This window comes from Lysinibacillus sp. JNUCC 51 (genome assembly GCF_015999525.1).
In the GTDB taxonomy this organism is placed as follows: domain Bacteria; phylum Bacillota; class Bacilli; order Bacillales_A; family Planococcaceae; genus Lysinibacillus; species Lysinibacillus xylanilyticus.
Genome location: NZ_CP065545.1, coordinates 2,624,061 through 2,637,883, shown reverse-complemented (window position 1 = coordinate 2,637,883; position 13,823 = coordinate 2,624,061). Strand labels below are relative to the sequence as shown.

General features: G+C 35.1%; 12 protein-coding genes and 2 pseudogenes. 7 read left to right on the top strand and 7 right to left on the bottom strand.

Annotation, left to right across the window (positions count from 1 at the left end; translation table 11 throughout):
* Positions 1-185: 185 nt before the first annotated feature.
* The 5 genes from JNUCC51_RS12750 to JNUCC51_RS12730 form a co-directional block, all read right to left on the bottom strand.
* Entirely contained in the window at positions 186-761 is a 576-nt protein-coding gene (locus tag JNUCC51_RS12750) for a YdeI/OmpD-associated family protein (protein ID WP_337988364.1), read from the bottom strand.
* Positions 762-1,190: 429 nt separating this feature from the next.
* Positions 1,191-1,562, bottom strand: a complete 372-nt coding sequence (locus tag JNUCC51_RS12745; RefSeq protein ID WP_337988363.1) for a DUF2185 domain-containing protein — start codon at positions 1,560-1,562, stop codon at positions 1,191-1,193.
* 178 nt (positions 1,563-1,740) lie between these two features.
* On the bottom strand, positions 1,741-2,559 hold the full coding sequence (locus JNUCC51_RS12740; RefSeq protein ID WP_337988362.1) for an alpha/beta fold hydrolase: 819 nt from the start codon (positions 2,557-2,559) through the stop codon (positions 1,741-1,743).
* A gap of 81 nt (positions 2,560-2,640) precedes the next feature.
* Positions 2,641-3,369 carry a CPBP family intramembrane glutamic endopeptidase gene (locus tag JNUCC51_RS12735; RefSeq protein WP_337988361.1) on the bottom strand — a complete coding sequence of 243 codons (729 nt, stop codon included), beginning with the start codon at positions 3,367-3,369 and terminating at the stop codon, positions 2,641-2,643.
* Between the two features lie 604 nt (positions 3,370-3,973).
* Positions 3,974-4,324, bottom strand: coding sequence for a YolD-like family protein (locus JNUCC51_RS12730; protein ID WP_337988360.1), 351 nt, complete (start codon positions 4,322-4,324; stop codon positions 3,974-3,976).
* A gap of 547 nt (positions 4,325-4,871) precedes the next feature.
* On the opposite strand from JNUCC51_RS12730, the gene JNUCC51_RS12725 reads away from it, so the two are divergent.
* The 5 genes and pseudogenes from JNUCC51_RS12725 to JNUCC51_RS12705 all read left to right on the top strand — a co-directional run bounded on the left by JNUCC51_RS12725 (position 4,872) and on the right by JNUCC51_RS12705 (position 8,594).
* Positions 4,872-5,426: a delta-aminolevulinic acid dehydratase gene (locus JNUCC51_RS12725; RefSeq protein WP_337988359.1), complete on the top strand. Its 555-nt coding sequence runs from the start codon at positions 4,872-4,874 to the stop codon at positions 5,424-5,426.
* Between the two features lie 729 nt (positions 5,427-6,155).
* Positions 6,156-6,725, top strand: a complete 570-nt coding sequence (locus tag JNUCC51_RS12720; protein WP_337988358.1) for a serine hydrolase — start codon at positions 6,156-6,158, stop codon at positions 6,723-6,725.
* Positions 6,722-7,213: a hypothetical protein gene (locus JNUCC51_RS12715; protein ID WP_337988357.1), complete on the top strand. Its 492-nt coding sequence runs from the start codon at positions 6,722-6,724 to the stop codon at positions 7,211-7,213. The genes JNUCC51_RS12720 and JNUCC51_RS12715 overlap by 4 nt, the downstream gene beginning before the upstream one ends.
* 21 nt (positions 7,214-7,234) lie before the next feature.
* Positions 7,235-7,493, top strand: a pseudogene (locus JNUCC51_RS12710) (GNAT family N-acetyltransferase); the annotation flags it as partial.
* 213 nt (positions 7,494-7,706) lie between these two features.
* Positions 7,707-8,594 carry an ABC transporter six-transmembrane domain-containing protein gene (locus tag JNUCC51_RS12705; RefSeq protein WP_337988356.1) on the top strand — a complete coding sequence of 296 codons (888 nt, stop codon included), beginning with the start codon at positions 7,707-7,709 and terminating at the stop codon, positions 8,592-8,594.
* A gap of 321 nt (positions 8,595-8,915) precedes the next feature.
* Here JNUCC51_RS12705 and JNUCC51_RS12700 read toward each other — a convergent pair.
* A protein-coding gene (locus JNUCC51_RS12700; RefSeq protein ID WP_337988355.1) for an IS3 family transposase occupies positions 8,916-10,489 on the bottom strand; the annotation gives its coding sequence in 2 pieces (ribosomal slippage) (positions 8,916-9,847 and positions 9,847-10,489; 1,575 coding nt in all).
* Positions 10,490-10,577: 88 nt separating this feature from the next.
* On the opposite strand from JNUCC51_RS12700, the gene JNUCC51_RS12695 reads away from it, so the two are divergent.
* Together JNUCC51_RS12695 and tnpB are read left to right on the top strand one after the other, a co-directional pair.
* Positions 10,578-10,772 (top strand): hypothetical protein, encoded by a 195-nt coding sequence (locus JNUCC51_RS12695; protein WP_337988354.1) that lies wholly within the window; start codon positions 10,578-10,580, stop codon positions 10,770-10,772.
* A pseudogene (gene tnpB / locus JNUCC51_RS24815) lies at positions 10,769-11,214 on the top strand (IS66 family insertion sequence element accessory protein TnpB). Before JNUCC51_RS12695 ends, tnpB begins: the two are co-directional and overlap by 4 nt.
* 147 nt (positions 11,215-11,361) lie before the next feature.
* Here tnpB and glmS read toward each other — a convergent pair.
* Positions 11,362-13,164: a glutamine--fructose-6-phosphate transaminase (isomerizing) gene (gene glmS / locus JNUCC51_RS12685; RefSeq protein ID WP_337988352.1), complete on the bottom strand. Its 1,803-nt coding sequence runs from the start codon at positions 13,162-13,164 to the stop codon at positions 11,362-11,364.
* Positions 13,165-13,823: the final 659 nt, after the last annotated feature.

The following is a 13,823-nucleotide window of genomic DNA, read 5'->3' as shown; positions in this document are numbered from 1 at the left end:
AATACATTGGTATGACAACGTTTTAAGTGTTTTATTTCGTCCCAAAACTTCCATTTGGGAACGTTATTTAGGTTTGTTTTGTATACGTTATAAATCCATATGGAAGAACTTTAGGAACTGTTTCAAAAATGTATCCCTTTCTCCAATGATCTGAATGAGGTTCTCATCCTATTTCTGCTAAACATTTAATAGTTTAACAATCTACCATCATCATTCCATTCTCCATACATAATTCCTTGTTCTGTATTTTCTATAAATTTTTCCAACCTTTTTTTGTAAACATCAGGCTGCTTTTTATAAGTTTGAATATTGTCTATTCGTACCCGTTGATATAAAGAGGGAAAGTTTAAAAAATTATTCCATACTATAGGATTTTCCTTCAAAGCACATAATATTTCTTCATCTATTTTAAAACTTGCTATAGACATATTTGGCAAAACTGCTCTTCCTGAGTCCGTCATTCTCCCCATTTTTTCCATTCTGCGGCATCGTTCCTTGTTCAATTCAGTCCATTTACTGTTCTTACGACGTGGCGATAATCGTTGGGTAGTAAAACCTTCCTCTGCTTTTCGACAAGTGCTATCTATCCAGCCAAAGCACATAGCTTCTTCAACTGCATCTAGATACCAGAAAACTTCTTCATTTTTAGGTTTACCTCGTTTTACAATGACCCAACATTCTTTTCCATTTTGATGATTTTCTAATAGCCATTGACGTAATTCATCACGATTTTTAACATCCAATAAATTTGTTAACTCCATTTATATCCACCTTGCTTTATTTTACTTTTACAGTTTCTTATAAGTTTTGCCATAACTGATTTTTTCCAACCAACCGTCCTTTTTCCACCATCCTGCCTCGTTAGTTTAAGTGAAAATAATCGTAATCTCTACTCTATATTTCAACATAAATATCCAATTTTATTGAAAATGTTCCTCAACAATCTGGCCTGTTTGTTGAATAAGAAAACACACCCAAAGCGTCGTTTGGTAACATAAAGTGCGTAACGTTGTAAATCCGCATTTTTCTGATGTAAAGCGATAATAAAGTTGTTTAATTCTTATTGAACTATGCACCCGTTAGCCATCCATGTAGCGCAAAAACCAGCGCTACACCACAGAAAATGAAAGATGATTAAGTTCTTTCATGGGAGTTGAATAGTACTATTAATGGCGGCACATCCAACACGTTTAATCTTCTGGTACTTCCAACACTTCATCAAAAACCAGTTTTCCGTTTTCATCCCGTATATATGCAATCCCTGGTGTTGAATCAAGTAATGGTATTATATCTCTGTCGAAATTACAAATCGTGTTAACTTGATATACCGAATGGTTATCGGGATTGCCCATATATTCATCACTTTCGTCGCCAGCCATAAATCTCCAACCGCTATCTGGATTTCCATTTTGGTATGGTTCTTCTCTATACATATAACCAACTTTACATCCGTCAACTGTTATTCTGTCAGTAGCAATACATCCCTCATTAGATTCAATTAATCGTTTAATCTTGTCACCTGATATAACGAATTTTTTACCTTTCTTTTTAAATCCAAACATTTTTCCTAACCACCACTTTAATAATTTATTTTAATGGTCTCTTATTGAACAAACCTGCTCTGTTAGCTCAATAAGAAAAGCTACCTTTGACTTCGGTAGCTTGATCTTAAACTCTTGCACCCATTAGTACAATAAGTTCAATAAAAAGAATGTTAATACTGCTTAAATATACATTTATCTAATTATTGTTATTGAAATCTATAAATTTCAAGATAGAGTCTGTTAGTTTATCTGGACATTCTTCCATTAGCACATGACCATAGTTCTCAAATTTTTCTACTTTAGCTTCTGGTAAAGCTTCCTGATAAGATCTAAACACGTTATGAGGAACAAGCTTGTCAACTGTCCCGTAGATTAATAAAACTGGCATGTTTAACTCCCCGACTCTCTCGGAAATGACTCCTGTATCATTATCAGCAAGTGTTTTGGTAATCACATAAGGTATATTAGGGTCAGAATAAGGTTTTGTCCATCCCTCCATTAATTCAGGAGTAAGCTTTTCTATTGGAAGTCCTAACATACGTGACATCATTTTTGCTTTTGGCGGGCGTTTTAACATTTGTTTAAACATACCATTTAGCCAACCTCGTTTAGCAAGATTTTGAAGGAATGAATTGATTCCTTTCCGAAACCCATCAGGAGCCACAAGAGTTAGACTTTTAACAAGCTCTGGAGCTTTTAATGCTATATGTACACATATTTCTCCTCCCATTGAATGACCAACTAAATGAACAGGAGGAACCTTAAGTTTCATAAGGGTTTCTATAAGACGATCGGCATGAGCTTCCTTGCTATATTCCCCATTTATTGGCTTATCACTTTCTCCAGCACCAAGTAAATCAGGAATGTAAACATTATAACTTTCAGAAAACCTTGGATATATATTTCGCCAACAAAAATGGTAAGAAGCCGTCCCATGAATAAATACTACAGGGGGGCCACTTCCTTCATTAAACACATAAATATTACCATCCTCAAGAGGAACATATTGCTCCATGTTATCACACCTTATTAAAAGTTTTATCCGCAATAATTGTGAAAAATAACCTTAATTTGCTCATTACACATATTAATTAATTTATGATTTTTCATCTCCTAATTTAACAATGTAATCTAATAAGAAGTGGAATAATATTAGGGGGATAATCGAATCTAATCCGATATAAAGTATTGAAAACAGAACCCCAAAAATTGTAGTTCTTAGTACTCCCATTACAAATCCCTGATAGGAGTGTGCAAGTCCAAAAAGTATTGAGGCGAGAAGAATAACTATCCACACTGATAAATCTGGAAATAAGTATGTAAAAGCAAAAATCGAGAATCCTCTATAAATAATTTCTTCTGTAATTCCTGCTGTTATAGAAACATAACCCCATAATTTCTTCTCTTTTTTAGTTATTGGGAAAATTGGCGAGACTTCTGATTTTTCCCATTCATCAGATTTCTTTTTGGTTAGTTGACTTTTTATTTTATCGCTAAAAAAATAACCAAAAATATAGTACAACACGAATGATAAATATAAAATACCTATTCCTAGTCCTAAATAGGTAAACCAAGTTCCGAGAACCTCTGTATTTATTCTTGGGATTTTCAACCCAATTTGTTGTAGTGTTAGGTCAGTAAACGCAACTAACACTAAAATGAATACAGTTGGAATCCAAATACCAATCATAGTATTTATATAATATTTGATTCTTGCATTCTCATATATTTCTACATTCTTTTTAAATTTTTGAAATCCAAAATAGCCAATAATCGGCTCATAAAACAATAGAAAAATTATAACTATCCAAAATCCTAACTCCAAAAAACAACAACTCCTAATTACCATATTTCCAGAATTAATCTGCTTGAGATTACATAAGCACAATCTGTACTCAATGCCATGTTTATGTCAGTACAATAAAGAGTGAATATTTTTCTTGTTGCCTAATTCCCATTAATCACTTTACAAACCAATCTATCAAATGTACTGTATCTCTTGCCCAAAAGTACTCAAGGATTGAACATAAGGCATCCATATCATTATTTGGATCAACAACTAAACCAACATATAATTCTAGATTCCTCGAAACGCAAGAGCACGCTCACATTTAAAGATTCCTCCTAGAATCTTATTTGACAAACGCCTTTACTATGTCAAAGCTTCCAAGTGATCTTTATTATAATAAGGTGTATAGTTACCATACAGTCAATATATATATGGGTAAATTTATTAAATTTGTTTTTGTTTAGGAGACATATAAAAATGGAAAATTTACGCTTTATGACACATCTATTATTTCACGGAAATAAAACAAAAATACAAGAAATATAAGGAATGAGTGGTAATTAGATTTGATGTTATTTATAAATAACGTTGAAGTGATGATTAGTCGTGTAATGACCTGATTGCCATGTCTAATTAATCATCAGTGTCCACCAACCTTGCGTCTATCATTAAATGCAATACGTTTTCCTGATATATCAGTATCCAGTAATAGTTCCTTTTTGTACGGATCCATCCCTGTAACGAATCCAGTTTTGTTACCCAAATTATGATTTTGCCATAACGTTAATGTAACTAGTTGCCGTAATTTGAAGGCACGTTGAATCGTTTGCTCAATTTCCTCTAGCTCCCACTCAATTAATTCTCGCTTTTTATCATAAAATTGCTCTTTCTTCCATTCTCGAATTTCAGCTAAATGCTCCGTAGCATCATCGCTGTCCACTTGATATTTCCACGGTCTTTTATCATAACCTCGCCCTCTCATCAAGAACATTCGTTTGCACACACCATAGAACTAGCGTTCTTATTTTTGCAACAAAAAGATATGATCACCCAGTCGCCAGCTAATATTCATCGCGAGCGTTAAATTCATGTAAAAAGCTTGTTGAAAGATTAAAAGAACTAGATGGTTGGTTTTGAGATTGTGGAGACCAAAACACGTCATTGCTAGCTTTGTCGGCTATCCCTCGTTGAGATACGGTCGATGGGGCATAAGGTAAAATAAGATATTTAATGCCGTTTAATTTTCCACTAGTTACTTTTTCAACTAATTTTAAATAAAAACAAATTTTATAATTTTACCCATTTTAAATGAAATTTCCCACATATCTATTGACTGTATGGTAACTATACACCCTATTATAACGAATAATAGGAAAATGTTATTGAAACGAGAAACGTTTCTATAATAAAACAACAAGGGCAATTATTTTGCCAGTTTTTTATCTAATCTTTAAATGTTAGCATGTCCTTGGTTTCGAGAAATCAAGACTTGTAAAGCGAGAACATTTTCCTAATAAAGATAAAAAGGAGTTATTAAAATGAGTAAACCAGAATTATATGTTAGTTTAGCCGTTGGTCCAGATACTGATATGGAATCGTATGCCTTACGTTCAATCCTTGAGTACTTTGGGGCAAGAGTTACAGTACATTGGATAGGCAGACCCAACGATCTTATAGATTTGTTATCAGGAGAAGATCGAGACGAAAAGATTGATTATTTAATTCTGAATTTTCACGGTGATGAAGGAAGATTATGTATTAATGAGCTAGGAGAAGATGTTTATGAAATAAACGAGCCCCGAGGAGAATTTTTTGGTCCTGAGGAAGTGATGCGTTATTCAAAATTAAATGATACAAAAGTTATCGCGACTGGCTGTACATTAGGTGTTGAACAATTAGCATCAGCATTCTTAAAAAGTGGCTGTCATTCTTATATTGCTCCAAATGATTACATAGATGGAACTGCAAATCTAATGTTTTTAATACGATTTATGTATGAAATTATTCAAAATAATAAAACTCAGCAAGAGGCTTTTAACATTGCAAAATCTTTGGATGAAGAAACCTCAATGTATCAGCTTTATTTATCGTAAATATATCATTTATATCTAAATGACATACAAAAAAATGACCAGGTACTCACTATTTTATGAGCGCCTGATCATTTTTATTTGTAACTTAGGGTCACCCCAACTGATAAATTAGGAATGAATAAAGCAATCACCAGGTGCATTAAACCAAATAAAAAAATACCTGAAATACGAGGGAACTCATGGATGTTTGAGCCACGCTTATCATATAGCTGGGGAATCATAGAGGAAAGTCTAGTTCCACTCGATCAATATGATGGCATTCTACTAATTGATAAAGTAAGTAAAGCAAATTATATAAAGTGAAACTTTAATCAGTGGGGACTTTCTTCATCTCCACTGATTATTAGTTGAACGAATTCTTAATTTCAACCATATACATTCTTAATAAAACAAAGTATAAGAAAAGGGATATTGCCTAAGAGTTCAACTCCCGTTCAATATTCCTAGTCTTGAAAATCGTTAATCGATATAATGAAAGGTTTGACAGATTTTATGTTAGCTGAAATGACTTGTTCGACAAATGCACCGGCTAGTTGAAAACAACATTTAAGTGGGGGGACACTTACCTTAATGAAAGTACCTGTACTAAATGTGCATACTTACATATTTGATGGTTTGTCTTTATACTCGGGTGGAAAGAAATAATTCTTGGCAATGGAGCTAGTAATATTAATAATGGGGGTATTAATTTAAAAAAATGTTATTTTAGATTATTGCGGGTATAGTATTTTGCGGTGGTTTAGTGATGGGAATTGGATTTTTAAGAAAGAAAATGAAGCGAATCCTGAATATATTGTACAATTCATCAAGAAAAATATAGATAGTGGGAATGTATCTTTAGCGATTAATTACAATAATGAAGAATGGATAGATGTTAATACGAATAAGCAATTTCCTTTAGCAAGCACGGTTAAAATTATTGTAGCCATAGAATATGCACAACAGGCATCAGACAGACGTATAAATCCTCAGCAACAAGTTAGTTTAAAGGAATTAGAAACAGACGGTGGGGCACATGAAGCATGGATATCTGAGTTAAATCAGAGCAAAAATAGTGATAGCGTACCTTTAAGTGAAATGGCGAATGGAATGATTGCTTATAGTTCCAATGCAAATACGGAATATTTAATGCAAGTGCTAGTGCTTCAAAATATTAATGAGGTTCTAAAGAGTTTGAATCTATTAGATCATGAACCTTTATATCCAATCTCAAGTGTAGTATATATTCCTACTCAATTGATGGATGAAAAGAGTCTAACTAAAGAAGAAACATTGAAAGCTTTGGAAATATGGATATGACTGAATATCGGGATCGAGCGCTGAATATTCATAATAACTGGTTAAAGAATCCTCTTACTAATGAGGAGAAAAAACAGTCATTAAAAATTCTAAATATGGATATACAAAAAATATGGTCTGATCGTTTGGTAAAAGCAACTACAGCGGACTACATTTCTATTTTAGAAAAGCTCAATAGTAAAAAATATTTTAATGAAGATGTACATAAGTATCTTGATCCAGTTATGGAACAATTGATGCAAAATCCTAAAAACCGCAAATGGCTAACTCACGCAGGCCAAAAAGATGGATCTACTGCATTTGTTTTGACACAAGCGTTCTATGCAAAAGATAAAGATGGTAATCAGACGGAAATTGCCTTTTTTGCTAATAACTTAAATACTATAGAACAAGGAAAATTATCTAAAAACATGAATGGTTTTCAATTGAAATTTTTAAAAGACGAGAAGTTCCGTATGCAACGAAAAAAAGAATTGTCCGAGATGTGAAATTCTTAAAGCGGTTCTGCCCGTGATAATATTTTTGATTATTATTTAGCTGTATTTGATTCATAGAGAGGTAAAGGTTATGCAAAAGAAATGATTCTTATGGTTCTTCACTTCTTCTTTTCAGAGCGCGCATATCAAAAAGTAACCATTTACTCTTTCAATAAGCCATCTATGGACCTGCATGAAAAATTAGGTTTCATGAAAGAGGGTCAACTACCATAATGGTATTTGCTATGGAATGACAAAACAAGAATTTGAACAGAATCATGGGATTCTGTAAAAAGTAAAAATCAACAAATTAAATTAACAGTACCATTGGAACTATTATTGTTGAACTTCTCTTCGCTTTGAGAAGATTGTCTTGGAATGGTAGGTCTCATTTTATTGAAATAATATACTAATAATAAAAAAATTAATTACAAATGAAAAAGAAATCTCCTGGATAATTTGCTACATAAGCATCATTGATCAATATATATAAGAGGTTGATAACGTGAAAAAAATAAATTCCTCCGTGGCGCAATTACTTAAAGGAATCTGGTCCCAAAATTATAAAGGTCTTAGCTTTACTTATACATTAACAGTTATTGAGAATATTTGTGAACTTCTCTATGCTGCTGTACTAGGTCTTGCAATTGATGGATTGTTGGAGGGACGCCCTGCAAGTCTTGTACCAATTGCTACGTTATGGATTATTCACCTATTTGTCGGGCTATTCCGACATGTCTACGATACGAAGGTTTTTATCGGTATTTACTCTCATATCGCTGTTGATATGGTTGAGCGTCAGCGTGCTGGTGGTGTGGAAGGAAATAAGATTGTGGGAAGAACTTCATTATCTCGAGAGATTGTGGATTTTTTTCAAATAGAAGTACCCGCGATTGCGACAGCGTCGATTCGTTTTATTGGTGCAATTACTATGTTGTTTATTTACGATCCATTTGTGGGCATCTTCGGATTATCGGCAATGATTCCAATTGTAATAATCAATCGATGGTTCGCTCAACGTGCTTATCGTCTAAATAGCGCACTTAACGATCGATTAGAGGTAGAACCGGACATCATCGCCCATCAGCCACTGGCCATTGTTCGGCGTCACTTTGTAAGGTTGCGATTTTGGCGCGTATCGATTTCAAACGCTGAAGCTACGACTTGGGGTGGAGTAGAAATTGTTGTTATTGTCTTAACACTCGCAACGCTCCTGAGACTCACTAATATCCAAGGGATATCAGTTGGTACCATCTACGCGATAATATCCTATATATGGATGTTTAAAGATGCAGTAGGTGACCTTCCTGTAATTGTGGACAATCTTTCACGAGTACATGATATAGGTGAACGCGTGGCAGAAGAAGTTATACCGGTAAACTCAGAGCAATAAATGTCGAAATTTTAATTTAAACTATATAGTTATATTTAGTTAGAAAGTTATCTATTGTGGAATGCTCCGATTTTTAGAAATGTTTATATTCATCAAGAGTTTTCTTTGAAGAGCATATAAAGGATATAAACGATCTTATTGATAGCTCTAGATTTGTTATATTCCATTAAATATTTAACTCTAAATTATTACATATAAATCTAGTAAAAATTTAAGCCCGTAATCAAATAACGCATATAAACAACTAGGCACCTCCGGTACGATAGACGTATCAAATGAACTGCTCCCTGTCAAGTAGACAGTGGAAATAATAAAAATGCTTTAAGCGGCTTGAGTCCTGAATTCTAAAGGACTCAAGCCGTTTAATGTTTCTTGATAACGTTCGTTGTTATAGAATTCGATGTACGTATCAATGGCGTGTTTTAATGCCTCAAACGTCTCAAACTTATGTAAATAATACTTTTCTACTTTCAGTGTCCCCCAAAACGCTTCAATTGGCCCATTATCGATGCAACGGCCGACTCTCGACATACTATGTGTTAGTTTTGCCTTCTTCATAATTCGCTTAAATTCTTTAGATGTATATTGATACCCACGATCACTATGTAAAAGCGGAAACTCATCTTTTGACAGTTGACGAATAGCTGGTCTTACCGTCTCAAAAACAAGGTCATTATTGTTTGAATGACCTAATACGTAACTCACAATGGACTTATCATAAAGATCGATAATCGCACTTAAATAAGCCTTCTTACCGTTACCATACTTGAACTCCGTCACATCTGTACACCATTTCTGATTCGGCTTTTCGGCTGTAAACATACGTGCTAACACGTTTTCTGCTACGTAATCCGGTTTCACCTTTCGGTACTTTTTCGGACGACGGCGAATCACCGCCTCTAAACCACAAATTTGCATTAGACGATGAATACGCTTCTTATTCACTTTCGCTAAGTTTTCTTTTTCACGTTGGCGGTTAATAGTCATTGCGATACGGCGGTAGCCATAAATGCCATCTATTTGTGTATATAAGTGTTGGATAGACGCCATTAGCTGTTGGTTCTCCAATTCCCGTGCTGAGGGTTGACGATTGAGCCATTTGTAATAAGCTGCACGGGATACCTTGGCGATTTTACATAATAAAATAATCGATAAGTTTTCATGCTTCGCTAGCTCTTGGATCGCGAAATAAAGGCTTTGAATCCGAACTTTACTTAACGATACCTCCTTTCGATTTCCTCTAACTTTTTTAGTAGTAAATTTTCTGCACGTAATCGTTCATTTTCGCGCTCCATCTGTTGAATTTTTAAGCGTAATTCATCTTCTGGTGTGCGTTCTTCTGCTGGTTTTGTACGACCTCGTTGATCTTGAAGGGCCTTTTCCCCATCTTGTTCAAACTTACGTACCCATTGATACACCTGTTGATAAGATACCTCATATTGTGCTGCTGTCTCTTGATAATTCTTCGCGTTTGCTAGGCAGGCTTTGACGATTTCAATGCGTTCTACTACGGTTGTTTTTCTTCCTTTAGTCATAGTTTGGCTCATTCCTTTACCCGAATCTTTTAATTCACTATGACTAGTATAGGTTTTTAACCATGATTTGAACAACGACCAACTGCTAATTTCATATGTTGAGAGGATTTCGTACATTGAATACTTTTTTGTTAAGTAGTCTGCTACTGCTCGTTCTTTTAGTTCTTTGGAGTAAAACTTATTTTTCTTAGCTGGCGTTAATGCTTCAATTCCCCCGGTTTTAAATTTAGTACGCCAGCTTTTAAATGTGTAAGTCGAAATAGCGTACTTTTCACAAATTTCTCGAATAGAATAAAGCTCTTCCTCTACATATTGAAGAGCTAACAATTTCATTTCAGGTGTTATTAGTTGTTTCGTCATAAAAAAACTCCCCATTTAATAAACAGATTTTATTTTTTAATCTGTCTACCTAATGGGGAGCATATCAAAATGAAGGAGGTGCTTCTTTATGTTAACTACCAAACTAACAATTGTCCCTGTAACACTCGATCCTATCACTGACGAATTTTCTTCTAATCATTCACCTCAATATTCCGATTGCCCCAGCTGCGTCATTAAAACAGCTATCGCAGAAATCTCCTTCTTCAACGGCGTAGATGAGCACATCATTGAAACGATTATGAAGGAGTTGAATAATCGATGAAGCATGATTTTACGAGCGTAAAAAATATCTATATTATTTGTGGCAAGACTGATATGCGTAAAGAAATCGACGGTCTCGCAACGCTCATTCAGGATTCTTTGAACTCGATCCCTATAGCGATTCCATCTTCTTATTTTCTGGAACAAGCAAAGATCGTTATAAATGTTTGTATTTTGATGGAGATGGCTTCGCCATGCTTTATAAACGATTAGATAACGGGAAGCTACAATGGCCAAACATCTTTTTTCGCAATGTAAAAATTTTATGGATTAATAAAAAATTATGCAGCCGGCAGAATATTCGGAATTTAAATCAAACACATCATATTCCCTTCATAACTTTAGTTGGTTACAATTTTGATGAAGTGACAATATTAATTATAATTATTTCTTTAGTATTCAACGGTATGGGTAAGTATTTTATAATTAAAAACACACTTTGAGAAAAAACAAAAAACCTTGATACAGTAACGTCTACACTGTATCAAGGCTTACTTTTGATGCCACAACATCTTATATATTTATGACAAACATAATTATAAATTGTGACAGCATTAGTTATAACTCACAAGCGAACTCTAACTCAACAATTACTCAACAGTCACCGATTTAGCCAAGTTACGTGGTTTATCCACATCACAGCGACGGTGTAGTGCTGCGTAATAGCTAATTAACTGTAATGGTACTACAGATACAAGTGGTGTTAGTAATTCGTTAACTTGAGGGATTACTAAACGGTCCCCATCTTCATCTACGCCAGCCATGGCAATAATGCATGGGTATGCTCCACGTGCAGCTACCTCTTTGACGTTACCACGGATGTTTAATCCTACTGCTTCTTGTGTAACAAGGGCAAACACCGGTGTACCTTCTTCGATCAAGGCAATTGTTCCGTGTTTTAGCTCGCCACCTGCAAAGCCTTCTGCTTGGATATAAGAGATTTCTTTTAGCTTCAAGGCACCCTCAAGGCTTACATAGAAGTCTATGTTACGGCCGATGAAGAATGCGTTGCGTGCAATTCTTAAGTAGTCTTCAGCGATATCCTCTAAAACATCTTTTGAATCGATAATTGTTTGGATACCGTTGGCTGCAATTGCAAGTTCTTGTTTTAAATCGAATTCTAAGCCTTTGCCATTAGCTTTCGCTGTTACATATGCTGTTACAGCAAGTACAGCTACTTGCGCTACGTACGCTTTTGTAGAAGCTACTGCAATTTCTGGGCCTGCATGTAATAACAGTGTATGGTCCGCCTCACGTGAAAGTGTAGAGCCAGGTACGTTTGTAATAGTTAATGTTGGATAACCAAGCTCTTTAATTTTCACAAGTACTTGACGGCTATCTGCTGTTTCACCTGATTGTGTAATAAAGATAAAAAGTGGTTTTTCTGAAAGTAATGGCATATTGTAGCCGAATTCACTTGAAATATGAACTTCCACTGGGATACCAGCCATTTTTTCGAAATATTGCTTACCGATTAGACCTGCATGATAGCTTGTGCCGGCTGCAATAATATATAGACGGTCTGCTGCTCGTAATGCTTCTAAAATATTAGCATCAATTGTTAAATCGCCATTCTCACCTTCGTACGCTTGAATGATTTTACGAATAACTGTTGGCTGCTCATCCATTTCTTTTAGCATATAGTGAGGGTACGTACCTTTTTCAATATCGCTCATGTCAAGCTCTGCCGTATATGGTGCACGCTCTACTATTGTACCGTCTAACTTTGTAATTTCAACGCTAGCTTTGTGTACGATTACGACCTCTTTATCGTGTAGTTCCACATATTGATCTGTTACCTGTAGCATCGCCATCGCATCTGAAGCTACAACATTAAAGCCTTCACCAACACCTACTAAAAGTGGAGATTTGTTTTTCGCAACGAAAATTGTATCTGCCGCTTCTGCATCTAAAAGAGCTAATGCGTAAGAGCCGTGTAATAAAGATAAAGTTTTACGGAACGCCTCAGCCGTGCTTAAACCTTCCTTCACAAATAGCTCAACTAATTGCACGATGACTTCTGTGTCTGTATCAGATTTCATCGGAATGCCTTTTAAATATGTTTTTTGTAATAAATGATAGTTTTCAATAACTCCGTTGTGTACTAGCGTAAAGCGTCCTGATGCACTTTGGTGAGGGTGTGCATTCAAACGGTTTGGCACACCATGAGTTGCCCAACGTGTATGACCAATACCAACTTTTGCAGCAACGTCCTCATCCACTGCGTCACGTAAATCTGCAATACGTCCCTTTTCTTTGAAGACTGTTACACCATCTTCGTTACGTACTGCAATACCCGCTGAGTCATAGCCACGATACTCTAGTTTTTCTAAACCTTTTAATAAAATTTCCTTTGCATCTGATTCTCCAATATATCCTACAATTCCACACATAAATTTCTTTTCCTCCGATATTGTCAATTTGACGCAATGACAAACTAGACCTCAACCTATCGAATTTTTTGTGAATGTAAATGCTTTGCTAAATCAATTATTCTTAAAATTAGCATTCAATACATGCACATTGTTAACACTCATTCAGCCATCTGAATAGTAACCATTCGATACGTGAGGTTTCTCTATTTATCTATTGCTTTAACTATACCTTCTCCATTTTCTGTACATTCAATCACTCAAATGCTTTCAAAACGGAAAGTGACAATCGGGTATGTCGATCGGGAGGTATCCGCCGAATTTTCGATAAACCTCCACCTCGTCTGCTGAAGATAGTTTCGTCCAATTTCTTCAGCTCAGGCGCTATAATTGTTTTCCGATTTTGCGCTTTCTTCCCTCCTTATGCGCTCTCGTTAAATGATGAGGTCGGACCTCATATTCAACTTCTCCATCATACTCAATCATATGCTGTACGTCAAATTTTCGTTATAAAAAACACCTATTTATCCTACTTTTTAGTGACAAAAAGTAGACAAACAATCTGCTATAAAACATTTTCTTGAGACTCTTAATCAATGATAACTAGGCATTGTAGCTGTAGCTTTGCTTTCGCTACAAAAGACATCTGTAGCTGTCGCTTTGCTCTCGCTACAATAAAA

Coding starts and splice junctions, on each gene's coding strand:
- JNUCC51_RS12750 (WP_337988364.1), bottom strand. CDS start 761: ATGGAGTTAACAAATTTATTGGATGTTAAAAATCGTGATGAATTACGT.
- JNUCC51_RS12745 (WP_337988363.1), bottom strand. CDS start 1,562: ATGTTTGGATTTAAAAAGAAAGGTAAAAAATTCGTTATATCAGGTGAC.
- JNUCC51_RS12740 (WP_337988362.1), bottom strand. CDS start 2,559: ATGGAGCAATATGTTCCTCTTGAGGATGGTAATATTTATGTGTTTAAT.
- JNUCC51_RS12730 (WP_337988360.1), bottom strand. CDS start 4,324: ATGTTCTTGATGAGAGGGCGAGGTTATGATAAAAGACCGTGGAAATAT.
- JNUCC51_RS12725 (WP_337988359.1), top strand. CDS start 4,872: ATGAGTAAACCAGAATTATATGTTAGTTTAGCCGTTGGTCCAGATACT.
- JNUCC51_RS12715 (WP_337988357.1), top strand. CDS start 6,722: ATGACTGAATATCGGGATCGAGCGCTGAATATTCATAATAACTGGTTA.
- JNUCC51_RS12695 (WP_337988354.1), top strand. CDS start 10,578: ATGTTAACTACCAAACTAACAATTGTCCCTGTAACACTCGATCCTATC.
- glmS (WP_337988352.1), bottom strand. CDS start 13,164: ATGTGTGGAATTGTAGGATATATTGGAGAATCAGATGCAAAGGAAATT.